At 42.5% G+C, this 25681-nt stretch carries 17 protein-coding genes; 9 read left to right on the top strand and 8 right to left on the bottom strand.

Annotated features, from left to right (window positions below; translation table 11 throughout):
* Positions 1-105: 105 nt before the first annotated feature.
* The gene (locus ABMY45_RS20340) at positions 106-720 is read right to left on the bottom strand and encodes a DUF2057 domain-containing protein (protein ID WP_349289430.1); all 615 of its coding nucleotides are present in this window, start codon (positions 718-720) and stop codon (positions 106-108) included.
* Between the two features lie 335 nt (positions 721-1055).
* On the opposite strand from ABMY45_RS20340, the gene ABMY45_RS20335 reads away from it, so the two are divergent.
* The 5 genes from ABMY45_RS20335 to ABMY45_RS20315 all read left to right on the top strand — a co-directional run bounded on the left by ABMY45_RS20335 (position 1056) and on the right by ABMY45_RS20315 (position 11539).
* Positions 1056-1427 carry a histidine triad nucleotide-binding protein gene (locus ABMY45_RS20335; RefSeq protein WP_010376435.1) on the top strand — a complete coding sequence of 124 codons (372 nt, stop codon included), beginning with the start codon at positions 1056-1058 and terminating at the stop codon, positions 1425-1427.
* Positions 1428-1655: 228 nt separating this feature from the next.
* A complete protein-coding gene (locus tag ABMY45_RS20330; RefSeq protein WP_349289429.1) occupies positions 1656-2312 on the top strand; it encodes a response regulator transcription factor in 657 nt (218 codons plus the stop codon).
* 151 nt (positions 2313-2463) lie between these two features.
* Positions 2464-4623, top strand: a complete 2160-nt coding sequence (locus ABMY45_RS20325; RefSeq protein WP_174170265.1) for an ATP-binding protein — start codon at positions 2464-2466, stop codon at positions 4621-4623.
* Positions 4624-4755: 132 nt separating this feature from the next.
* Positions 4756-8094 (top strand): amidohydrolase family protein, encoded by a 3339-nt coding sequence (locus ABMY45_RS20320; protein ID WP_349289428.1) that lies wholly within the window; start codon positions 4756-4758, stop codon positions 8092-8094.
* Positions 8095-8236: 142 nt separating this feature from the next.
* On the top strand, positions 8237-11539 hold the full coding sequence (locus ABMY45_RS20315; RefSeq protein ID WP_206471203.1) for a methyl-accepting chemotaxis protein: 3303 nt from the start codon (positions 8237-8239) through the stop codon (positions 11537-11539).
* 76 nt (positions 11540-11615) lie between these two features.
* Here the strand turns inward: ABMY45_RS20315 and ABMY45_RS20310 are convergent, their stop codons facing one another.
* Together ABMY45_RS20310 and ABMY45_RS20305 are read right to left on the bottom strand one after the other, a co-directional pair.
* The gene (locus tag ABMY45_RS20310; protein WP_349289427.1) at positions 11616-12386 is read right to left on the bottom strand and encodes an amidohydrolase; all 771 of its coding nucleotides are present in this window, start codon (positions 12384-12386) and stop codon (positions 11616-11618) included.
* Positions 12374-13513 (bottom strand): methionine aminotransferase, encoded by a 1140-nt coding sequence (locus ABMY45_RS20305; RefSeq protein ID WP_211867259.1) that lies wholly within the window; start codon positions 13511-13513, stop codon positions 12374-12376. The genes ABMY45_RS20310 and ABMY45_RS20305 overlap by 13 nt, the downstream gene beginning before the upstream one ends.
* 102 nt (positions 13514-13615) lie before the next feature.
* Between ABMY45_RS20305 and ABMY45_RS20300 the strand changes: the two genes are divergently transcribed.
* Genes ABMY45_RS20300 through ABMY45_RS20290 form a run of 3 tightly spaced genes read left to right on the top strand, consistent with a single transcriptional unit; the run spans position 13616 to position 15452 of the window.
* Complete coding sequence (locus ABMY45_RS20300; RefSeq protein ID WP_235368381.1) at positions 13616-14230, top strand: methylthioribulose 1-phosphate dehydratase; 615 nt, start codon at positions 13616-13618, stop codon at positions 14228-14230.
* The gene (gene mtnC, locus ABMY45_RS20295) at positions 14227-14913 is read left to right on the top strand and encodes an acireductone synthase (protein ID WP_349289426.1); all 687 of its coding nucleotides are present in this window, start codon (positions 14227-14229) and stop codon (positions 14911-14913) included. The genes ABMY45_RS20300 and mtnC overlap by 4 nt, the downstream gene beginning before the upstream one ends.
* Complete coding sequence (locus ABMY45_RS20290) at positions 14910-15452, top strand: cupin domain-containing protein (RefSeq protein ID WP_102057708.1); 543 nt, start codon at positions 14910-14912, stop codon at positions 15450-15452. The genes mtnC and ABMY45_RS20290 overlap by 4 nt, the downstream gene beginning before the upstream one ends.
* A gap of 357 nt (positions 15453-15809) precedes the next feature.
* Here ABMY45_RS20290 and ABMY45_RS20285 read toward each other — a convergent pair whose 3' ends face one another.
* From ABMY45_RS20285 to ABMY45_RS20275, 3 genes are all read right to left on the bottom strand, one after another.
* Positions 15810-16082: a hypothetical protein gene (locus ABMY45_RS20285; RefSeq protein ID WP_010606859.1), complete on the bottom strand. Its 273-nt coding sequence runs from the start codon at positions 16080-16082 to the stop codon at positions 15810-15812.
* A gap of 59 nt (positions 16083-16141) precedes the next feature.
* A complete protein-coding gene (locus ABMY45_RS20280) occupies positions 16142-18220 on the bottom strand; it encodes a hypothetical protein (protein ID WP_349289425.1) in 2079 nt (692 codons plus the stop codon).
* A 66-nt stretch (positions 18221-18286) separates the two neighbouring features.
* Complete coding sequence (locus ABMY45_RS20275; protein ID WP_237117280.1) at positions 18287-18526, bottom strand: hypothetical protein; 240 nt, start codon at positions 18524-18526, stop codon at positions 18287-18289.
* Between the two features lie 1639 nt (positions 18527-20165).
* On the opposite strand from ABMY45_RS20275, the gene ABMY45_RS20270 reads away from it, so the two are divergent.
* Positions 20166-22301, top strand: coding sequence for a winged helix-turn-helix domain-containing protein (locus tag ABMY45_RS20270; RefSeq protein WP_235368376.1), 2136 nt, complete (start codon positions 20166-20168; stop codon positions 22299-22301).
* Between the two features lie 91 nt (positions 22302-22392).
* Here the strand turns inward: ABMY45_RS20270 and ABMY45_RS20265 are convergent, their stop codons facing one another.
* Together ABMY45_RS20265 and ABMY45_RS20260 are read right to left on the bottom strand one after the other, a co-directional pair.
* Complete coding sequence (locus ABMY45_RS20265; protein ID WP_349289424.1) at positions 22393-25242, bottom strand: pitrilysin family protein; 2850 nt, start codon at positions 25240-25242, stop codon at positions 22393-22395.
* A gap of 311 nt (positions 25243-25553) precedes the next feature.
* Positions 25554-25681, bottom strand: a 128-nt coding sequence (locus ABMY45_RS20260; protein ID WP_349289445.1) for an integrase core domain-containing protein, incomplete at its 5' end; no start/stop codon positions are given.

The following is a 25681-nucleotide window of genomic DNA, read 5'->3' as shown; positions in this document are numbered from 1 at the left end:
TTACGCCTGCGGGTTCGCTTCTGACACATACACAACGGTCATATTTGATTGAGCCCCGTTAATAAAGACTAACAGGTCAAATTAAGACTTATTCAGATAAAGGGCTTAGTTGCCCTTTATTTTTTCCAAAAACAACCGTTTTTGTTCTGGAGTTGCTTGTTGCCACCAATAGTCCAACATGCCAACCACATCTGGATGTGCTGATTTAGGCGCTACAGGTGCTGGCGTAACGGCTCGTGTGGTAGTACTTGGCGTTGAATAACGTGGTGCAGTGGCTGTTGAAGGCTCACTTACCATCGTCGCCGTTAATTTAGGTCTTTCTTGTGTCACCACCAATGTTGTCGCTAACGATTCGTTGGGTGCCTGCAACATAATCAATGGCTGATCGGCAAATGCCTTTGCCGCAACCACATTGTCAGGTCGGTTAAATTCAACCTGATACTCGCCGTCTTGATCGATACTTATTTTTGCCCAAAATGGCTTCGACTCTATGGTTTCGTGGTCGTCATAGCCCACTTCATACAAGTCGGTGTAACGCATTTTGACCGCATACTCACCTTTTGCTAAGTCCAACTCTCGCACTTTGGAGAAGAATGAGTGTTCAATGGTTTTATCATCAACTTGCAAGGGAATAATTTCTTCAGGAAAACTTAGCAACGCAGCCTGTGAAAGCGGTGACAACAGTAAAACAGCGGTCGCAAGCGTATATTTTAAGCGCATCTATTCACTCCTTCGTGAGTACCAAATCATTTTATACCAATTGTATTAAGTAAATGAGCTATTTTGAAGCGGGGAAATAGCTTTAGTAGCAAGGCAAAAATTTTGCTATTTAGTTGTTCTAAATGAGAAATTTTTAACGAAGCTAATATGATATTTCACCCTTCAAATTGATTGAAGAATTAATTCAATTGGTATTACTTTCATGAGATTACTGCATACCTGCTTATATCTCTACCCTTTTAATTGATGTGCAGTGGGATAACGCATTAAATCTATTGAGTCTCCTTGAGAGTTAGCTATGCTAGAGCAATTCAATATGCAGATAAGGAAGGACCATGAGTTCAGAAACTATTTTTACCAAAATTATTAATCGAGAGATCCCAGCAGACATCGTTTACGAAGATGAACAAGCACTCGCGTTTAGAGACATTAATCCACAAGCGCCATTTCACGTCTTGGTTATTCCTAAAACAGCAATTGCGACCATCAATGACGTGACGGAAGAAAATGCTCATCTTGTTGGTCATTTATATGTTGTTGCCGCCAAATTAGCGAAAGAGCATGGCTTTGCGGAAGATGGATATCGCGTGGTGATGAACTGTAATGATCACGGTGGTCAAACCGTATATCACCTTCATCTACATGTATTAGCTGGAAAAGAAATGGGCTGGCCGCCTTATCAAAATACGAAAAAAGTACCAGTTTAAATTATTCTCTGTTAAGCAATGTAAATAAGTAAGTTATTAACAGAAATTGTTAAAAGCTTACTTATTTCAACAAATTACATTTCAATACATATTCTGTACATAATTTCGATTTATTATTTCACTTTGTTATATAGCGGATTTCTCTATCTTGTACTAAAAATTCTAATACAAAAGGTCTGAATCCCATGTTAGCATTGAGAAATCGGAAAAATTAGAGTGTGTCCTAAAATGAGCAGTAGTGCTTTTTTGTTATTAGATAAAGAACCGGTTAACACCATTGGTATCAATGTGTTACAACCTTTGTTAAAAACCCAAGGGTTGGATGTTACTATCGGAACTGATATCTCAGATGTGCCTGAAGGCACTCGATTACTTTTCATCGAAACCGCAGTGAACAATTCTTGGGGTCAATTAAAAGAACAACTAGTCAACCTCAAAGTTAAATGCGATATCGTGCTATTCAACTTAGATGAAAACCCAGAGCTTGCCAATCGTGCGCTGCTAAGCGGTATTCGTGGTGTATTTTACACGACAGACAACGCCGACGTGCTAATGAAAGGGATCCGTTTGTTGCTTGAAGATCAACTGTGGTATCGCCGTGACGTGATGTGTAATGTATTAAATCGCATGTTGCAATTCAATAAGGATGCATTACATAAACTAACCGAAGGTGATATCGAACCTGTTAAGCTCACTAAGCGAGAAAAAGCAATTATCGCGCTAATGAGTAAAGGCGCGAAAAACAAAGAGATCGCTGAAGAGCTAAATATCAGTCCACATACGGTGAAAACGCATCTGTACAGTGCATTTCGTAAGACCAAATGTCGTAACCGTATCGAACTCCTTTCATGGGCTCAGCAGAATATTCCTGACGAAATTCGCTAAGCTTCATATGTCTTTAACCTGCTGACGCAAGTCGGCGGGGGAAGACAGCGCTGACATCGTGATATCGAAGCTTCTGTTTCATACGGGCTTTACTGCCTCAACGAATACCTCTATGCTAAGTTTTTTCGCAACAAAAAGCAGTTTTAGGTAAATGCTCGACCCAAAAACCCTCTACCTAACCAGCCTCGTCATGACGGCAATGATGGCACTCCTTACCTTTTTAACGTGGCGAGCGAATAAAAGCACTCCCGGAACGCTGCTCTATATTTTTTACCCTCTGGTTTTGCTTTGTGCGATTTCTTCCTTTGCACTACACGGCTATTTTGACAATTGGGAAACCATTCCCATTGCTAATACCTTGCTATTCACGGCCTCCATCATCCACTGTATGGCGATAAGGCAGTTTTTAGGGGTTAAAGGCCCATCCTTTAAAGTGTTTCTCGGCGTTACAGCAGGGCTTTTCATCTTGTTGATGTACAGCAGTATTTTCTCTCCTAGCCTGAGAGACAGGATCCTTATCTCAGACTTACAACACTTAGCTGAAGCGACACTCCTGCTCTATTTCTTTATCCGCTTTGCACGAAATAAATACCCTAACGGCAGCATAGTCTATATCACCATTCTACTTATTATATTGGTGATATTTACCGGCAGAACCCTATTAATGGGAGAAGTGACGCATTTCACGCTTTTCAAAGAGAACTGGTTTACCATCACTATTTTCTTCAATGGCGTCCTTGCTCCCATTTTTTATGCCACCGGCATGGCGCTGTTATGTAACGAGCAAAGAGAACAAAACCTTAATAAACTTGCATTAAAGGCACAACAAGACCTTGAGCTGCGCGGTATGTTTTTATCAACGATCAGTCATGAGATACGAACTCCGCTTAACGGTATCTTGGGCAGCGCCCAACTTGTACTGGGACGCACCAGAGATAGTCGCAACAAGGCCTACTGTGAGGCCATAGTAAACTCTGCTGAATCGCTAAATTTACTGATTGATAAAGTACTAGACTACGCCAGTTTGGAGCAAAGTGATGAAGCCTTGTACGAAGAGGATGTTGAGCTTAGAAGTTGGCTACAAAACCTTTGCTTATTGCTAAGCCCGCTTGCAGAGCAAAAGAGACTACACTTTGAACTGGTGTACGAACTGCCCGATCAGGTGTGCTATTACTTTGACCAACAAAAGCTAAGACAAATTCTTATCAACCTCGTTGGTAATGCCATTAAGTTCACTGATAAAGGGGAAGTAAAACTCAAAGTTGAGATTTTAAAAGACCAACAAATTGAGCATAAAGTGCGCTTTAGTATCACGGACTCAGGGCCAGGTATTGATAGTGAAGATATTAATAAGCTGACCGAGCCATACGTACAAAGTAGTGCAGGTAAAGTTAAGGGTGGTACGGGCTTGGGGCTTGCCATTACCAGTCGCCTACTCAACCGTCTGAATTCGCAGCTAGATATTCAAAGCGAGCTTAACAAAGGCAGTACATTCAGTTTTGATTTACTACTAAACATTGGTGAACTGAGCTTAGTAGAGCAGCGCCCGCAGCACGATAACTGTATCACCGGTCTGAAAGTACTGTTGGTAGAAGACCTGGATCTCAACCAAAAAATCGCTATTGAGTTTATGGCAGAAGATGAGCATAAGGTTAAATTGGCAACCAATGGTAAAAGCGCCATCGAGATGCTAATACAGCACCATTTCGATGTGGTGTTGTTAGACATGAACTTACCCGATCTTTCCGGGCAAGAAGTATTAAAGCAGCTACAAAATTGTGAGCATAAAAACAAACGAACCCCTTTCCTAGCCTTTACCGCAAGCCTCAGCCCTGATGAGGTTAAAGAATACTTAGCACTCGGCATTCGCGATATTGTTGGCAAACCGATAAAGCAAGAAAAATTACGCCAAGCGCTTAGCGAGTCTCAGTCTCCCAAAAAAGCCAATGTCAGCGTCGAGTTGCCCGATATCCTATACGATGAAACGGCTGTAAATGCCCTAAAGTCTGGATTTAGTGAAGATGAAGTCTCTTCGATTTACAACGAGTTTGTGTTGTCGGCTCGTAATAAACTCATCCATATTCAGCAGCTATTAGAGCAAGACGAAGATCAATGTATTAGACAGCTTCATCGTCAAGCCAGCACCGCGTTACAACTCGGGTTTAACCGCTATGGTTCAAATTTGAAAAAAGCAGAGCGCCGCTTATTGGATGGCAAATCCTGCCATGATGAACTCACAGAAGCCATGACGCTATGGCAAGACAGTCTCGCTGCATATCTCCACTTTGTTCGTAAAGAGGCGATAGGTTAAGCGTCATTAAACGCATGTTGTTCGACATCATAATAAAACTTGTTCATGCTTAGTAAGCATATACATTAACGCTAATTTAACCGAGGCAAACTGCTCGCCTTGGGCAATAACTATAAAATTAAGGGAACATCTATGTCATTTTTTAAATCACCATTAGCCATTGCTATTGGTGCTGCTGTGATTGGTTTGGCTCAGCCAGCCAGCGCTGATGATGCCGTTACAGCCACGCAAAAAGAAGAGAAGTCAACCAAAGGCTGGGATGTGCTCAACCCACCAGGTGAAAAGCAAACCATCACCATCGATACCAACGAAACCACATGGAGTAACTTAGATGTTAGCCCTGATGGTAAAAGCATCGTCTTTGATATGCTTGGCGACCTTTACATCATGCCAATTGGCGGTGGTAAAGCAACAGCCTTAACATCCGACATGGGCTGGAACATTCAACCTAAGTTTTCGCCTGATGGCAAGCACATCGCATTTATCTCCGATCGCGCAGGTGGCGATAACCTGTGGGTGATGGACGTAGATGGCAAAAACCTGCGTCAGGTATCAAAAGAAGTGAATAATATTGTTCACAACCCTGCATGGTCGCCTGATGGTCAATACATTGCAGTTAAGCAAGGTCAAGTAACGGGGCGTACCATTCCAGGTGGCTCTATTCGTATGTATCACATCAGCGGCGGTAAAGGCGTGTTGGTTCGCGAGCGTCTACATGGTGCAAAATCGCAAAAGAACGTTGCAGAGCCCGCTTTTTCTCACGATGGCAAGAAAATCTATTACTCAGTTGATGCGACCTCTGGCGTGCGCTGGGAATATAACAAAAACTCGCTCGACGCTGTATTCGAAATTCGTAGTTGGGATTTAGCAACCGGTGAAGAAGAGACAGTGATCCGTGGTGCTGGCGGTGCTATTCGTCCAACCGTCAGTCCTGATGGTAAATCTATTGCGTTTGTTAAACGCGAAGATAACGGCAACGAAATGATCGGTTCCTTATATATTAAAGATTTACACTCTGGCGTCGAAACTCGTGTTTATGCCGGCCTTGATCGCGATTTACAAGAAGCCAATGGCGCACATGGTAACACACCTTCTTTTGCTTACACGCCGGATGGTAAATCCCTCGTTTTTTGGGCGAAAGGGGTATTCAACCGCGTCAATATCGCATCGCACGAGGTCAACGTCATCCCTACTCGCGTTGTCGCTGAAAAACAAATAACACCGGCGCTACGCTTTGCGGTAGATGTCGCGCCTGACACTTTTAAAGTCAAACTTGCACGCTGGTCTCAAATTTCTCCTGATGGTGAAACTGCACTATTCCAAGCGCTTGGCTACCTTTACGTAAAAGACATTGCGTCAGGCAAAGTAAAACGCCTCACTAAGCAAACCGACCACTTTGAGTTCTACCCAAGCTACTCTCGCGATGGCAAGTCTATCGTTTACACAACTTGGAGTGATAAAGACTTAGGCGCAATACGTGTAGTGTCTGCAAACGGTGGTAAAGGTAGAGTGATCACCCAAGAACCAGGTCACTATATCTCACCTAGCTTTTCACCAAATGGCAAAAACGTGCTATTTAAAAAGGTAACTGGTGGCTACTTGCTAAGCGGTGACTGGTCAATGCATCCAGGGATTTATCTAGTTAATGCCAACGGCGGTGAAGCAAAACGCATCATTAAACGCGGCGACAATCCGCACTTTGGAGCCGACTCTGAGCGCATTTACTTCTCCACCATGAGTGATGAAACACATCGCGAACTAAAAAGTGTTAACCTCAATGGTCAAGAAGAACGTAGCCACTTCAAAGGTGATTACGTCTTTGACTTTAAGGTCTCTCCAAATGGCCAATATGTTGCATTTATCGAGCATTTCAATACGTTTGTTGCACCTTTTACCAGTACGGGTAAAACCTTATCCATTAACAAGGGTGAGAAAGCTTTCCCAGTTAAGCAAGTGTCAAAGTACTCTGGTGATTTCCTAAATTGGAAAGCGGACAGCAGCGCGCTAACTTGGGCATTTGGTCCCACACTTTATCAGCGCAAACTGACTGACACTTTCGCTTTCGTCGATGGTGCATCTGATAACACCGACGAGCTAACCGCTGAAGGCATCGACTTGAGTTTTGAGCAAGAAGCAGATAAGCCTGAAGGTATGATTGCGCTAGTTGGCGGTAAAGTAGTGACCATGCGTAACGCTGAGAACGAACAAGAAATCATCGACAATGGTGTGATCCTAATCAAAGAGAATCGCATCGTTGCAGTCGGTAAGCAAGGTGAGCTAGACGTTCCTAGCACAGCTAAAGTAATGGATATTAGCGGTAAAACCGTGATCCCAGGCCTTATCGATGCCCACGCACATGGCAGTTACGGTAGCTATAACCTACAGCCACAGCAAAACTGGAACCAGTATTCTAATCTTAGCTTTGGTGTGACGACTATCCATGACCCATCAAATAACTCTGCCGAGGTATTTTCTATGGCAGAACTACAAAGAACGGGTTTAACGGTCGCGCCACGCACCTATTCTGTTGGACGTATTTTATATGCTGGCCACGCGCCGGGTTATAAAACACCAATCAGTAACCTTGAAGACGCAGAGTTCCACGTTAAACGCCTAAAAGACGCTGGCGCTATTTCAGTGAAGAGTTACAACCACCCTCGCCGTGAGACACGTCAGCAAGTATTGGAAGCGGCGAAGAACATGGAAATCATGGTTGTGCCTGAAGGTGGTTCAAAATTCCAACACAACATGAACATGATAGTCGATGGTCATACTGGTGTTGAACATGCCCTACCGATCCCGAATATTTACTCTGATATCGAACAAATGTGGGGACAAACAAATGTTGGCTTTACGCCAACTTTCGTTGTTGCCTATGGCGGTATCTCTGGCGAAGAATACTGGTATCAACACACTAATGTGTGGGAAAACGAGCGCTTAATGAGCTTCGTTCCTGAGTATGTGGTAAAGCCAAGATCAATTCGTCCAAGCAAAGCACCTGAACGTCACTATAACCATATCAATGTCGCCAAAACCGCAAAACAGCTTCGCGATAAGGGTGTGACTGTACACATTGGTGCTCACGGCCAGCGTGAAGGTCTAGCTGCACATTGGGAATTATGGTCTATGGCACAAGGCGGGTTTACACCTTGGCAGGCGCTTCGCAGCGGTACAATCGACGGTGCAAGATATCTAGGTATGGACCGTGACCTTGGTACGATTGAACAAGGAAAACTCGCCGATCTTGCCATCATAGATGGTGATGTGCTGTCTAACATCCGTGATTCGGAGAAAGTTGCCTACACCGTGATCAATGGCCGTGTCTACGATGCGGCAACCATGAATGAAATCGGCAACTATGACAATAAACGTCAGCCTTTCTTCTTTGAAAATGGCGCACAAACCCAAATGCATCCAGCAACTGCTGAGTATATGGAAGAAAAGGCCCATACCTATCATTGGAAACACTAATACGTAGCACGATTGAAGCGTGAAACGTTAAGTTTACAAGCCCGGCTATCTAGATAGCCGGGTTTTTTATTTTTTGTCTAGATCTTAATCAATACTGTTCTATGCTGTTATAGGTACTTCCATAGCAACAAGGAATTAGGTTATGTCTGGGTTTTCGCAATTTTTTAACTCTCTTAATTTAACTAAAAAGCTGATTTTTGCATTTCTAATCGTCGCGCTCGTGCCGTTGATAGTAATTATTTCCATCGCACTTAATACCGCATCGAATGCCATGACAGCGCAAGTATATTCACAACTTGGTGCCGTTAGTGAGATCAAAAAAAGCGCGGTTAATCGTTACTTTAAGACCGTTGAGGATAAACTCGATGCCTTTACGGCAAACCCATTACTTCCTGTGATTGCACAAGAGTTTATTACCAGCTTTCCTAGCGCTCAGGCCGATATTAACTATGCCAAATTATCTCGATTTTATGATGAAGTGTTCGTACCTAAATTCAATCAAGAAAACCCCGAAGATACGAGCACAGCAAGGCTAATTGGTAACATTTCAGAGTCTGGGCTTGCGCTGCAAGCACGTTACTTAGCAAGCAACCCCTACCCAGTTGGCGAAAAATACAAATTTATTGAAACCGGTCACTTAGATAGTTATGACCTTGCTCACCGCAGTTACCATCCATATATGCTTAACATCGCCGACATTTATGAGTTTTACGATATCTTTATCATTGACCCAAGTAATGGAAATATTGTTTATTCCGTATTTAAAGAGGTCGACTTTGCTACGTCACTAGAAACGGGTCCTTATGCCAATAGTAATCTAGCTTCTCTTTATCAAGAACTGAAGGACTCAGCGGATCCAACAATCAGCGCTTTCGCAGACTACAAACAATACCTCCCCTCCTATAATGCACCCGCTAGTTTTATTGCCAAACCTATCGTGGTGAATGGCCAAACCGTTGCAATTGTAGCTGCACAGCTATCTATTGATGCCATCAATGCCATTATGACCGAGCGAGAAGGCTTAGGAGAAAGTGGTGAAACCTACCTAGTCGGCCCTGAGGGTCTGATGCGTTCAGACTCATTCTTAGATCCACAACATCATTCCGTGGTGAATTCATTTCGATACCCTGAGCGCGGCAAGGTAGCTACGCTTGCTGTCTCTCAAGCATTAAATAATCAATCTGGACAACAGGTTATTGAGGACTATAACGGCGAGGCCGTGTTATCTGCCTATACACCTGTGGAAGTTTTTAATACCCGTTGGGCGCTGCTTGCCGAAATTGACGAAGCGGAAGCATTTGCTTCTATCACCTCGCTCTCTCAATACCTGATGATTATTTTAGCGGTCACTATAGTGTTAGTACTGATCGTCGCCTATTGGTTCTCAAAAACGCTTACCAAACCTGTTCACGAGTTGGTAGAAACCATGAAATCAGTTGAACAAGAAGGCAACTTTTCATTGCGTGCCCCCATTCGTAGTCATGATGAAATAGGTAACAGTGCACAGGCATTCAACTCACTACTAGATGCCTTACAGCTTTCTATCACAGAGGCTAATCGCGTCATGAATCAAATGGCGTCGGGCAAGTTTGACGACCGCATCAAAGTACCGTGTCGGGGCGAGCTAGAAACCTTAAAAGAAGCCACTAACCATTGTGCTAATACGTTAAGTCGAGCGATTTCCGAGCTGAATGAAATTTCGATTGATATGGCTAATGGTCGCTTCGATACCAAACTTAATGCTCCCATGTCTGGCGATTTAGACAAGCTCAAAAATAATATTAACGATTCTTTGGCATCGATTAATTCGACTATGAACGGTATTGTTCATGTGATGACCAATATTGAGCAAGGTAACTTTAAGGAACAAGTCACCGTGCCCGCTAAAGGCAAGTTAGCGCAACTTAAAGATTCGGTAAATAATTCCGTACGCAGCCTTAGCAGTGCAATTGACGGTATCAGCACGATTATGTCTGCACTACGCCAAGGCGACTTTTCTGCGCAACTCGATGCCCCACTCGCAGGCCAATTAGATACCTTAAAACAAGATATCAACTCCAGCATGGCAAACCTAGACAGAGTAATGAAAGAAATAGGCACTGTGATGGCTGGCGTCAGCAACGGCGACTTTAAACAACAAGTGGATGTGGTAGCAACGGGCCAACTCGCGCAACTTAAAGATAACATTAATGCTTCGGTGACGGCCGTTGATGTTGCTATCTCGGAAATTTCTACGGTGATGATGGCTATTAGCCATGGTCGATTCGACCGCACCATTCAATCTGCGATGTCTGGCCAGCTTGATAATCTCAAAGGTGATATCAACCGTTCAGTCGAGAACCTCAATCAGGTCATCGAAGAACTCGGCAGCGTAATGGGCGCAATGTCCGAAGGAGACTTTAGTCAAAAAATAGAGTTGCCACTACAAGGTCAGCTGCAACAGCTTAAAGAGAATGTAAATGACTCGACCTTACAGGTCTCTGGGGCAATCTCCGAAGTGAGCAGCGTGTTGGCCAACGTTGCTCAGGGTGACTTAAGTAATCAAGTAAATGGTGAATATTTTGGCGTGTTTAAGTCTTTGCAAAATGACACTAATACCACAATTAAAAAACTCACCAGTGTAATCGAAGGGATCCAAGCCGCTGCAAATTATGTTGCTCAAAGTGCCGGAGAAATAGCGGCGAGTAACACTGAAATCAGTCAACGCACAGAAGAGCAAGCAGCAAACTTAGAAGAAGCCAGTGCCAGCACTGGTAATATGTTAGATGAACTCACTAAGGTTTCAAACCAATCTGGTGATGCCGTAGGACTGGCAACAAACGCAGAAAACATAGCCAAAGAAGGAGGCAGTTTATCTGCCCAAACCGTAGCTGCAATAATTGAAGTGAACAAAGCCAGTAAAGACATTAATGAGATTGTATCGGTGATTGATGGACTTGCGTTTCAAACCAACCTGCTGGCACTAAATGCTGCCGTTGAAGCGGCACGAGCGGGAGAAAATGGCCGTGGCTTTGCAGTCGTTGCAAACGAAGTACGAGAGCTGGCAGGGCGTAGCGCCGCCTCTGCAAAGCAAATCAAAGAAATTATCTCAAACAGTAATCAGAAGGTAGAGCAAGGGACTGAACTTGCCAATAGTTCCGGTGAAAAGCTGCAACAAATCGTTGGTGCCGTGAGTGATGTAAATAACAACATCATTAAAATCAATGAGTCGACTTCAATGCAGCAGCAAGCCATTAAAGAAGTGGATTTGGTGGTGCAAAGGCTAACAGATCTTATTCAAGAAAACTCTGCAATTACCGAAGAAACGATGGCAGCAGCGAGACAAATGGCCGAGCAAGCCCATGAAATGCGCTCCCAATTGAGCTATTTCCGTTTATCAAAAAATGATTACAGCGCCACAGGTAGAGAAGGTGAGTTGCTTGTGCATCAATATAATGCATCTTAGGGCCTGTTGAGCTTCGAGTTAGAGCATGCCCAACTAAGCCTTTTAGTTGGGCATGCTATGCCTGTACCAATGTGTATTATGCCAATGTAAATTTATCCGCATCGAGGTGGGCTGGAAATTTAGCTTTATACTGCTGCAAATCACTCAGTTTTAGCTTTACGGTAATAACCTCAGCTTGGTTATCTACTGCCGACACAAGACTATTACCATTGAAATCAACCGCTTTGGTACCGCCATTATGTGCAGTGCCATACCCGTCTTCACCTACGCGATTTACCGCAAGCACAAAGCACTGATTCTCGATTGCGCGAGCAGCCAGTAAGGTATCCCAATGATTTCGGCGTGCCGCTGGCCAGTTTGCAATATTAATCATAACCTCATAATCGGTCTGATTGCGCTGAAATACTGGGAAACGTAAGTCATAGCAGATCTGCGGTAAGAATTTTATGCCTTTTAATTCGAACACTTCACGGTGCTCACCAGCAACCACAAAATCACCCTCATTACCCAAACAGAATAAGTGTCTTTTGTCATAATGAAGTATCTTTCCATCTGGCTGGCACCACACCATACGGTTGGCCTTTTTATCTCCTTGCGAAACCAGTATGCTGCCCGCAACAACAGCTTGAAAGTGCTGAGCACATTGCTGTAGAAACTCGATGGCTGCATCAGCATAACGCTCAACACCCAGCTCTTTTACGGCGAAGCCGGTCGCAAATGTTTCTGGTAGCAAAATTAAATCGCTTGGCTCGACATTTTCTAGCAAACGTTCAATATGGGTAAAGTTGGCCTCAGGTGAAAGCCACTGGATATCTGTTTGAACAAGGGTAACGGTTAAAGTTGACATAAGCGTTTTGCAGCCTCTTCTAATGTCTGGTTTTCCTTAGCAAAGCACAATCGAATGACCTTGTCTTCAGGTGCTTGTTGGTAAAAAACGCTGAGTGGCACTGCCGCCACCCCAACCTCTTCCACCAGATAGCGACAAAAGACAACATCATCAAGATCAGAAATTTCACTGTAATCCAAAAGCAAAAAATAAGTCCCTTCACTTGGTAATAGCGTAAATCGGCTTGACGCTAACGCCTTAACCAGTACATCGCGTTTTTGTTGATAAAACCCACTCAGCTCATCAACGTGCTCAGGGTGTTCAGCAAGCATATCAGCCAATGCAAGTTGTGCCGGAGTGAAACTTGAGAACGTTACATACTGATGGATTTTTCTAAACTCAACAGTCATTTGCTTTGGCGCCACACAGTAACCCATTTTCCAGCCTGTACTATGAAAGGTTTTACCAAAGCTAGAGATCACAAACGCACGCTCAAACAATGCAGGATCAGTTAATGCGCTCAGATGGGGCAAACCATCAAAGGTAATATGCTCGTATACTTCATCACTGATCAATAACAAGTCATGCTGATTTAGCAGCTGTTTTAGTTGCTCTAAATCTGACGGCTTCAGCGTTTTAGCCGACGGGTTATGCGGTGTATTGATGATAATAGCACGGGTATTTGGGTTGATACTCTCTGCGACTTGTTGCCAATCAATTTGGTAATGTGGCGCGGTCAATGCAATATGTACGGCTTTTCCGCCAGCAAGTTCAATTGCAGGCTCATAGGAGTCATAAGCCGGATCGAATACAATAACTTCGTCCCCTTCAGATACTATTGCCTGAATTGCCACGAAGAGTGCTTCCGTTGCACCGGAGGTCACCGTGATCTGTTCTTGTCCTGAAACACTCACCTGATAACGACGCTCAATTAATGCCGCAACTTGTGCTTGCAAGCTCGGTATGCCGGCAGAAGGCGAATACTGATTTTGACCTTCGCCAACATAGTGACTCAATTGTGATTTGAGGTAATCAGGCGCATCAAACTCCGGAAAGCCTTGCGATAAGTTGATCGCACCATGCTCGTTCGCTAATGCCGTCATTTGGCTAAAGATACTAATTCCAACCTGAGGTAACTTACTTTTCACTGCAACACTCTCTTTCTTATGGTGCTAATCGTGAGTGGATGCTATCATTGCTCAAAATAGATGTATAGCCGTCCAAACGCATTTAATTTATAGGTGTTAACTATGCACACACAAGCCGCAAAACTCGCGCTTATCGACGCAGGAGCTTGGGTTGCTCAGCAAGGCTGGGTTCCCGCGACTGGTGGTAATTTCTCTATCAAAACAGACTCTGGCTTTGTTGTCACGGCCAGCGGCTTTGATAAAGGTAAATTAGCACCAGAACAATTTCTGGAATTAGACGCCACTGGCACCATCATTGCCGGTAGTGGCAAGCCTTCAGCCGAAACCGCATTGCACCTAAAATTATATGATTTATGTGCGGGTGCACAGTGTATATTACACACGCATTCCGTAGCTGCGACTGTGTTGTCGCGATTTATTCAAGGCGATCAATTTCAGATCCGTGGTTATGAAATGCAAAAGTCACTGTCTGGCATTCAATCCCATGAAGAAACCCTATCCATTGCTATTTTTGATAACGATCAGGATATAGAGCGACTAGCACAGCGGGTGGCGCAATCTCATCAAACTACACCAGTTGTACACGGTGTATTGATCCGAGGTCACGGGTTATACGCCGTGGGCCGCACAGTGCAAGAAACTCGTCGTCATATTGAGGGCTTAGAGTTTTTATTTGCCTGCGAATTAGAACGCATCAAATTGGAGGGGCGCCAATGATCAAAGCCATTTTAACAGATATTGAAGGGACAATTACCCGCATCTCCTTTGTTAAAGAGATACTATTCCCATATGCCGCTGCGCATTTACCGCAGTTTATTCGCGACCATCAGCATGACGCCGCCGTTGCCGAGCAAATTAGTGCCGTCAGAGCAGAATTGGATAATGCTGATGCAGACATTGATACCGTGATTGCCGCACTACTTGAGTGGATCGCCGCAGATAAAAAAATCACGCCATTAAAACAGCTACAGGGTCTCGTTTGGCAGTTTGGCTATACAAACGGCGATTTTACCGGACATTTGTATGAAGATGCCTACCAATTTTTAACACAACAAAAAGCGAACGGCCGCGACCTCTACGTGTATTCGTCGGGTTCAGTGAAAGCGCAGCAGCTACTGTTTGCGCACTCAGACTATGGTGATATTCGCCCGCTATTTAGCGACTACTTTGATACTAAAGTGGGTGCCAAGCAGGAAGTCTCGTCGTATCAGAACATTATTGCAGCCCTACCGTATGAAGCAGAGCAAATACTCTTTTTAAGCGATATCGTTGCCGAGCTAGACGCGGCAAAGGCCGCTGGCATGCAAACATTACAACTGTTTAGAGATGCACAAGCAACATCACCTGAACATCCAGTTATATCAAGCTTTGACCATTTTGATGAAGGGGCATTTTCATGAGTCAACTGACTATCTACCAGGTACAGAATCCAAGCCAAGCTTTACAACAAGAGCAAGACGCAAACATCATCGCATCTTTGCTCGCAGAGCAAGGCGTACGCTTTGAACAATGGCAGACTAGCACCGATATCACCGCTGAAATGTCACAAGACGACATTATTAATGCCTACCTGAGCGATATTGAAAGATTAAAGACGCAAGGCGGCTATCAAACTGTCGACGTGATTTCACTTGCAAAGGGCAACCCTAGTGCCTCGGAGTTGCGACAAAAGTTTCTTTTTGAGCATACTCATAGCGAAGATGAAGTACGTTTTTTTGTTAAAGGACAAGGGCTATTCTGCTTACACTTAAACGATAAGGTTTACCAAGTTTTATGTCAGCAAGGTGACCTAATCTCAGTACCAGAAAATACGCCTCATTGGTTCGATATGGGTAGCGATCCAGAATTTACCGCCATTCGCCTGTTCAATAATCAAGAGGGTTGGGTTGCAAAAAGCACGGACTCTGACATTGCAAAGCAGTTTCCCTTACTTGATTAATCCAAGTCTGAATACTCACAGTATTAACGAAGCACTGTGAGTACTTGCTTACTCATGCTAGGCTCACAACCTTCAACAAAATACACACCAAATTCCATCACCAGATTTTACCTCATGACTCATTTCAATATTTGTATTACAACAGCAAGTAAACCAACATGGCACTGACATAATAGGTAAACTCTTGAAGAGGCCTGACTTTCAATCTACGTTTCCGTTGATATGAACGTTTTCACTTATCAAAACTAAGTCCTTAAAATGCGCATACTCTCCCTAAAACGCGTTAACTTTTTGTACCTAACTGCAAGAAAGCCTCCTTATCAACTAATCGGCTCGACATTTGATTAAAATACAAAATTATTTAATTTCTTTGAGCGCGCTGATGAGTAAGTTTATTGATGTTTGCTGCTGATGCTGTTTCAAAAGTAAATACATCACCGTTATCGCTGTATACCCAAATAACACAGATTTATACATGTATGGAAAGTAGTTTAAAAATACAGAGAGAGCAAGATACAAGAAAACAAACCCCGTGACTTCAATTTTTTTCTTCCGTTCAACCTTATTTGCTTGTTCTAATTGCTTAATAATTTCATCTAATTCTATTGATTTCGATTCTTGTTTTTCCATAATAATACCTTTTAAAGTTTGATTCGCTTATTGCTTGGTTTAGGTTAAATAAGACGACACTATAGTTTAAAGCTCGGAAAGGCCGAAATAATTTCTTTGTATAGTATCGGGTTGCTATTTTGATACGCAGCAACCCTTTGTTTGTGACTTGATTCAATAGGGGCTCCCGCGTAGAGCAGCTGAGAGATATAGAAAAAGCTGTCATTCAAACTCATATTAATCCCAGCAGCTAACTCCATGGCACTTGCCCCATTTTCAACCTGCTCTAGTGCAAAGTCTAAGGCATCTAGCACATAGGGATCTGGCTTGACTGAAACCTTATGTCTCAGCAAATATGTCATGATTTTTGGAGTGCGTAATAAAACGGCATAGAGCAACGCATTGCGACCTAGTGGGTCAACAAAATGTAAATCCAAGTCATATTTAACGAGCGCCTTAATTAGTGGAAGGTTGTGCGTTCGCACTAAATTTAATATTGTTTGGGGACCTAGCTGTGCCCCTTTTTCAAGTAATCTAGTTATTTCATCGATACTGGCATTTGTCGAAATGGCCATGGTCAATAAAGCGTTTAGCATTTCTTGCTGCTCTATGTGCGCATTTTGTTCAGTCATATGATCTGCAGCTTGCTGCCAATTACCTTTTTGTGCCAGCGTAAAGGCTTCTGTGATCGCCTCTTGTAACTTGGCTTGCTTTGCCTTTTCTTCATCGCTTAACTGCGCTTGTTGTTCGGTGTGTCTCGCCAGCAAAGCTTTTAATTGTTCATAACGATAATTGTCTACTGCCATTTTGTTCAGCAAATCAGGTTCTTGCCCCAAAACACGGACTATCATGCTTGGATCAGTATTCTGTTCAGTGACTGTAGTAACCAAACTCTCAGCTGACTGTTTTATCTCTTTAACATTAACGGCCTGTAACTGCTCATTATTTAGCTGTTCATATGCGTGCTCACGATTAAATACTAGCTGTATTTTTGCTCGCCCGACAGAGTGAAAGCAGGGATGGGCTTTAGACAACTTTTCAGGAGCTACTATGTCTGATAAAACGGCGCGATATAATTTATCGACACCCGATTCAATCTCATCTTGCCATTCTGACGGTATTGCATTTTCTACGTGTTGAAGCTGGGTCTTATATTGCGCGAGAGTACCATCAGAGAGCCAGTGAAGAAGCCTCTTACTACTAAGTTCGTTCGAAGGGCGCACCCCATTTGCTAGTAATAAAAGAATGATAGACTCTACTTCATCAGCTTTGTCTGTAGGTGCTGGTGAGAGTAAATCGAGGGCATTATTCGAAAATGGGTCAGCAATTGCTGGACTTCCTTCTTTAAGCCAAAACGTAGTTAATTCAGAGTTAATTGCAGCAATAGCAACATTTGTTAGTGATGTATAATGCTCTAACTCATCGTCATACCAAACTTCACTCGGTGTTAGTCCGCTTGCATCGAGTAACTGGGCCATAAGGGTTGGAGCGATACCTAGTTGCGTGGCTGTAACCAAGTCTTGATATGTCACCAAAATACCGCTCGAGGTAAGCTCTGAAATAACGTTGGAATTGTCACCTTGAAGTTGCGTCAATATGAGACTCACAGGTGTGTCGTAGACAGAAACACGCTTGCTGGCTTGTATTTTATTTTGCTGATAGGCGGTTATTAACCCTTTGATGTCTTGACTTCTAAGGTAGGCCCAGAACATATCAGCCTGTCGCTGAGATAAAATACCATTAGCGTAGTGAGGGATTGCATCTACCGATTGGTAATACTTCGATTCAGGCCTTAGCATTCGACCTCTAAGTATACCTAGGCCCGCAGCTTTTGAAATATAATCTAGCTGGTTTTCGCCTAATCCCTGATGCTGCATAGAAGAAAATATATATTGAATACGCTGCTCAGCTAGAGCTTGCCAGCTTACCATATCATCAATATCACTTGCATAGTCATTACACATCACACTGATCGTTTCTTCCGGCTGAGTTGCAACACTTCCCAAGCTTGTATGCTGATATTGTCCAATGTTATTTGACTGCAACGGCTCACGAGTTATTACATTTTCCTCGATGTTGTCAAAGGCGAGGTATGTCCAATAAAGGCAGAGCAGTGCTAACAATGTAGCGCTTGCAATTAAAAGTGACTTTTTACTCAATATTTTGCTCCTTGCATTAATATATATCGTCAGCACTGGTACGATGTATAGGCGAAAAATGTGCTCCTATACATCACCTTTGCTATGCTCTAGCACACGTTTTTTCTGATTGGCAATTTTGCTTGAACAATAACTGCCTGCATTATGTATATCATGCTCTTTTGCCATGTTGCATGCTGTTGCTGAAACAACACCTGCCATCCCACCTGCACCTAAAGAGATACCGCCAGCAGCAATACCCAATACTCCAGAAGCACCAATACACGCATGATGTAATTGACTAATAGTGTATTTACGGTCCGCCACACAAGTTCCTTGAGAATCAATACCTGCTAAGCATTTCTTTCTTTTTTCTTCATCGGTTTTCTGTTTTGATGCCGTGCTTGCACCACCGCTACCACCACCCGAAGCGCCAGCGCTATTACTAGAGTTGCCCCCCTTCCCACGGATATAGTGTCCGCATTGGATCTGGCTTATGGCTTATGACCTATCACGTCAATTCTTTCTACGGCAGTGACATTTTGGGTAGCTACGAGCACTATAAAGCTCAATACAAGCGTTTTTATTTTCACCTTATTTACTTGTTACGGTTTGTATGTATTTGACTAACTTTTTATAGGCGTTATAAGCATCAAACTTGACACACCAATACCTATAATAATTGAGTGGGTCTTCAACAATAGAGAGATGTCATCACAAAAATACACTTATAAAGAAGAAAGTAAAACTTCCAAAAAAAAAACAAAATAACAATTACTTTCAACACCTTATTACAAAAAATCATGAGCAAATAACAAATTGGTAAGAACTTGATAATCGGGTTTAGAAATTAAAATTTTTATAAAGCAATTCAAAGCATGGAGTTAAATATAACAGCCCACTGTACTGCATTAACACATATTTTAACGACTTGGACTTTCACATCAATGAATAAGAAAAAAATAAAAATTTTTTAATAGAACTTATTAGGCTACCACTTACCGCTATATCAATAAAAATTATCAAAGTAAGTTATTTATCCCGACTTTAAGGCCAACTTGATTAATTAAGTACCCTATTATGAGGTGATAAAACATTGTCGATAACACGGCTACCGCGTCCTGTTGCCTCCAAAGTATCTACATCCATATAAGCAAGGCAAAATTTTTCTACTTAGTTGTTCTCAATCAGAAGTTTTTAACATAGTTAGCGTCAGGTTTGCTCCTTCAGATTGAGCAAGTATTAAGACAAATTGGTGTAACTCACAAATGCAACACTCTAACCAAAATAAAGCAACCAGCATCGTTTTTTAAATATAACGGTAATTGCTTAAGACCTATACGCTTTACGGTCGATAGTTTACCCATTACATCGTGAACTCGATATCTATCTCACTTGCGCATAAAATACTCACAACCTTCAACAAAATACACGCCTATATGGTTATCACGATAAGCGTGATTATATTTACCGAAGAAATCGCCTTGAAACTTAAATCCCGCGTCGTTCAACTCAAACAAAAGCTTATCCACAAGATCTCAAGACATTGTCAACGGTGAAAAAAGCAGAGGATTAGTGTGCATGCCGGTAGGAATTTCAGCCTCAGAGGACGATATAACTAAGCTATCTGTCGCATCAATAAACAATTGTTCAAACACCTGAGGGGGGCAACTTGCAACTATATGGATGTAGGTTTTTTGCGAGTGAATAGAGTGGCAGCTGCATAAGGCCAGTACAACCACACCGATAATGAACCATCCCTTCATTAGCTACTTTACCTTACTTCAAATTCTCTATAGTAAAGCAGCTTGTCCCTAAATCTGAAATGAAGGTTTTGTGACCATGCAATAATGGGAAACTATTAATTTCTAATGATATAAGCAATAACAGCTGAATATTATTTTGAAATCTTTGATAATATCGAAATTTGTATATCCGCCTTTTTGATTACTAACTTGGTATTTTCATGGTTCTTGAAGCAACACAATCAAAGTATATTGATATAGGATGTTGGCAACTTAATACGGCAACACAAACCATCAACAACAAACACGAGCGCAAAGAACTTGAGCCTCTGCTGTTTAAAACACTTATGTATCTCATTGGTAACCAAGAGCGGATCATTACGCGGCAGGAACTGGCTGAACATGTTTGGCAACTTAACTTTGTCGACGACAATACAATTAACCGAGTCATTTTCGAGTTAAGAAAGCAGTTGGCTTGTGATCTGCAACCTCAACCAACGATCAAAACCCACTATCGCAAAGGCTACAGTTTCACGATACCGGCACCTGAACCGATTGAGCTATCTAGTAAGACATCTGACACCACAGGAAACAGCGAAGCAAGCAAGTCTTACCGAGTGCGAATACTCTGTGGCACCTTAATTGCGCTCGCCGCTTTGATCACCGTGCTATATTTCGTCACAAAGCAAACTCTCCAGATAAAAAGTGCACCTCAGCCACAGCCATCCGCTGAGATTTTCCATAATCAAATACTATCTTGGTATCGAGGTCATCATGGCAAACTGTATAACTCACCGGATCAACGTTACCTAGCCTATAATTTTAAAGCTGATACCAATGAAGTTGGGGCGTTAGGGGAGGTGAGGCTCATGGATCTTACCACCCAACATGAAAGAGCACTTAGCCTGCCGAATGGCAGCAACATTTTAGGTTGGTCGGCTGACAGTACATGGGTTTATTACTTATACCGATCTGAAGGGGAAAACCCTATCTGCGAATACCGCCGCCACCAGTTATCTCCAAAAACAGGCGCTCATGACCAGTTACTCTTTCGCTGTTCTGGCGGCCTAATTAACGCACTGTTTGATTTTGGAAAAGACCATCTGATATACAGTCGACGAGGCTATTTAGACGTACCAAACCTAGGTGCGATTTATAGCTATAATATGGAAAAACAACAAGAAACTAGGATCACAACACCGAATAACCATGGTTTTGGGGATCAGCTTTTAGCAATTATCCCTGAGTCACACCAGCTAATTTTTACTCGTAATATCGGTGATAAAGTCGAGCTACTGGTGACCACTTCAACAGGGCAAAAGACCTTAAAATTGGCAGAGTTCCCGCATTTGCTATGGGCTGCGAACTGGAATACTAAACAAAAAAGTGTGCTGTGGTTTGATCACAACACCAGTGAAATCAAACGCTATTCCATGCAAAGCTTAACGGAGCTGCCTGCCGTAAAAGTTGCGGTCGAGCCCACCTCGTACATTTTGCCAATGTCAGAAAACCAATTGCTCATGACGACCTACGGCTACGACCATGACAGCTATGTCATCGATCTTAATACGGGTAAATCAACCCTCTTTGCCAAACCGAATATTTACGAAGTAATTATGGCTTACCTTGGGGATAATGAATTTGCCTACAATGATTCCATTTTCAAAGATGTGGAATCTTACGGGGTCATGCATATAGACTCAAGCCATCGATATTCACCCATAGCGGCATTAAGTTCGGGCTACTCCATTATCGACTCAGATCCAAGCAATCAGCAAATTCTCGTCAAACATGTCGCCAACAAACAAACTGAAGTGAGAGATTGGAAGTCTCTTGATGTGCTAATAACTCTGCCCGATAACGAACAGAATGGTGGTACTCGGCTTGGCGGAAATAAGGTTGCTCAACTGCGGGCTCACAAGGTAACTGATGACAAAATTATTGAGGTTACTTTTCTGAATGACAAAAATAACAAAATCATTACGGTTGATGACATCGTGAGTATTGATTGGTACGACGACCATCACCTAGTAACCTTATCAAGTAATCGGAATATTTCGTTACTGAATATAGAAACGGCTCAAGTGACCCCTTTGATATCCGGATCCGAGCTTGCAAACCGCACCAATGAAGTAAAAGTAAGACCAACGATCACCGCCTCCAATGGTGCAATCTACCTCTATAATCGGCAATACGTATATAAGCTTGACGCAAATCAACAAATAACAACCATCTTAGATATCAAAGCCAGCGTGAATGCCGAATCTAGCATTTACTACCTTGATGCTCATGCTGACAAGTTACTGATTTCTTACCTCACGAGATACCACAATGAGATAAAGTTATATCACCGCTAAACAGGTAAAGCTTACCGACCGATAGGCTTATAACGAAAAATGGCGAGCTCTATAAGCTCGCCATGGTTGGGATCCTTTCGATTACACTAACCTACTGAATAGTCAGTTGCTTTACAGTGAAGCCTTTACCCTCAAGCTGCTTGCTTAGCGTGTTGGTGTCACCAACTACAACATAAGTCATCTCGGCTGGAGTAAAGTACTTGCTCGCCAGCTGATTAAGCTCTTTTTTGCCAACTGTTTCAATTGTTTTAGCTCGGACATCAACAATATCAGCATCAACATTATGGGCATGCATCATCGCAAAGAAGTTTAATTTTGCCGCTGGTGTTTCGTATTTCAGCGCATCTCTTTGCGCGATCGAATTTCTTGTGAATTGAATTTCTTCATCAGTTAATCCGTGCTCACTAATCTTGCTAAGCTCTTGTTGGATTTCTGTCAGCGCATCAGCAACGTTTGCTGCATTAATGCCTGAAGCGAGGACAAACTGACCGGCATCACCATATCCAGAGAAGTGTCCTCCGATACCATATGTATATCCTTTGCTTTCACGCAGGTTTTGATTCACTCGACTGTTAAAGCTGCCGGAGAAGGCAAAGTTCATGATTTGACTTTTAAAATGCTCCGCAGCTAAATCTTCCGCAGCGGCATGGCGAGCAACACGGATCTGGACCTGAGGTGCATTCTCTTTATGTACCAAATACACGATATTACTATCGAGGGGAGCAAATTTAGGAAGCGCCATGTCCAGCTCACCTTTTCCTTGCCACTGTGATAGTGCACTAGTTAATGCCGACACCAATTTCGACTGTGCAACATCGGATACAATTGATAATTTACTACCTTGTGGACGTATCTGCTGCGCATAAAATGATTTAACATCTGCAAGTTCAATAGTCGCAAGCTCTGCTTGAGACGGCAACCAAGGTTTACTGTAGTTTCCTTCTTGATACATCACCTGAGATAATGCGCTATCTGCCAGAAATTTTGCGCTATCGCGTTCAGATTTACTATATTCTGAAACCATGCTTTTAACTCGCGCGAAGTCCGACTCCGAAAACTTTGGTTGTAACAACTTTTCTGACAAGATATCTAGTGTCGCGGTTAAGTTCTTACTTAATGTGGATAGCTTAACCTCAATATATTCAGACTTCGCTTCGAATGCGATCTCAGCACCTAATTTTGCCAATTGCTGTGCCAGCTCTGACGGCGTACTCTGTGTTGTAGCTTGACCCAACATTTCCACCGTTAAAAGTGCGACCCCTGCTTTATTTTCAGGGTCATATAAACGACCAGCAGGGATCTGAAGTAGCAATGTTGTGGTTGGCGTTTCGGTATCAAACGCTCCTAATACGTCTATGCCATTATCAGTTTTAACTTGCCATAAGTCTGGCAATGTAATTGCTTTTGCAACACCTGCCTGCGGTTTAATGCTGCGGTCAAAACTATCAGTAATCGAGGGAAGTTGTACTTCGTCTCGTACTTCCTCAGTTGCTTTAGGCTCATAAAACTTCGGCGTATAGTTGTCTTGCTGCGCGATAAGTTCTGGCTTTCCTTTTGGTACAATACTCAATACAACATTCGCCTTATTAGCAACATATTGCTCAAATACACGTTTTATATCTCCAACTTTCAAAGCTTTAACATTTTTAAGCTGTTGAGTTAGGAAACCTGGATTCTCATGGAAAGTCTCAAATTTAGCCAGCATAGAAACTTTACCCTCCACGCTCTGCAGCGCTCTCACAATCTCTGCTTCTCTTTTAGTGATAAAAAGATCAACATCTTCTTGGGTAATTTTATTTTGAATATAATCTGCAACTAACTCATCAATGCGCTTATCTAAGCTAGTCAGTGTCTCACCACTCACCGGATGAGGAAGTGCACCAAAAGCCATTTGACAAGATAGTTCAAAGCATTGATGCCATGCAAATGCCGCTACCGCTTTTTGTGTATCAACCAATTCGCGATATAACACTGAGCTTTCACCTTGCCCTGCAAAATAACCAATCGCATCTAACGCAGCTTCATCTTTATGCCCCATATAAACCGTTGAGTACACTTTTCTAAGCATCGGTAGTGATACATTATCTTCATAAGAAACGTAACGAGACTCAACTAATGTACCGGGTTGCTTTGCAGCATCTGAAACAGTCTCCCCTTTTGGAATAGAGCCAAAGTACTTCTGTACAAGTGGTAAAACCTCATCTGGAGTTACAGCACCACCAATAGTCAACGTCGCATTATTAGGCCCATACCAACGTTTAAAAAAAGCTTTCAAATCATTTGAATTCGCACGATTTAAATCAGACATATAGCCAATCGGCATCCATGAATAGGGGTGACCATAGTCATATAGCGCTTGGTGCAGCTTTTCTAAAGCTTGCCCATAAGGGACGTTGTCGTATCGCATCATGCGCTCATTTTTTACCGCGGCGCGTTGTATCTCAAACTTTTCTTGAGTAATACCTTGAGCAAAGAATCCCATACGGTCCGCTTCTAACCAAAGCATCTTCTCCAATTGATTTACTGGCACTGTTTGGAAGTAATTTGTTCTGTCTGTACTGGTTGTTGCATTTAACTTACCACCTGCTTCCGTCACTATTTTAAAGTGCTCTTCGTCAGCTACATGCTTTGATCCCTGGAACATCATATGCTCAAATAAATGTGCAAATCCTGATTTGCCCATTTCTTCACGTGCAGATCCAACATGGTAAGTTACATCTACATGAACTAATGGGTCTGAATGATCTTCATGAAGAATAACTGTCAAACCGTTATCGAGTTCAAACTTTTGATAAGCGATCCCAATATCACCGCCCTCAATGTTTTTTTGTTCCACTAATGTTGCACCAGCGTACTTTGACGCATCAGAAGATTGAAATTGACTACAACCGTTCAATGTTGCGGCCATTATGACTGCGATTGCAACTTTGTTTAAAAGCATAAAAAATCCTTACATTTATTTTATAATTTGGCGTTTATCTCGTATGGAACAAAGCTAGAAGCGTTCAGCGTTCCCCGTTGTTGGCGACAAGATTACAAGCCAAAGAAATTTAAGTCGCTTATCGAGTCATCATGAATTTATTTATTTTTATTAGCTCTAAAATCAAATAGTTATAAATATAATGAAATTATTTTTAGCCTTTGGAACAACAAATAGTGAAGTGTTAGATAACGATAACAATGCGAATATGTCGTTTTATACCTACAGCATTTGTAACTCCACCCTATTTAGTACAGCTATTTCGTAGAATTCTATGCAGCCTCAAGGTAACCAACCGGTGTCATATCACCAAGTGAATCATGAGGTCGCTCATAATTATAAATATCTAACCACTCATCAGTGATTTCACGTACTTCTTGCAGTGACTCAAACAAGTATA

The organism is Pseudoalteromonas sp. XMcav11-Q (assembly GCF_040104525.1).
GTDB lineage: Bacteria > Pseudomonadota > Gammaproteobacteria > Enterobacterales > Alteromonadaceae > Pseudoalteromonas.
Note: the sequence above shows the minus strand (reverse complement) of the source record. Positions and strands in the feature narration are given on the sequence as shown.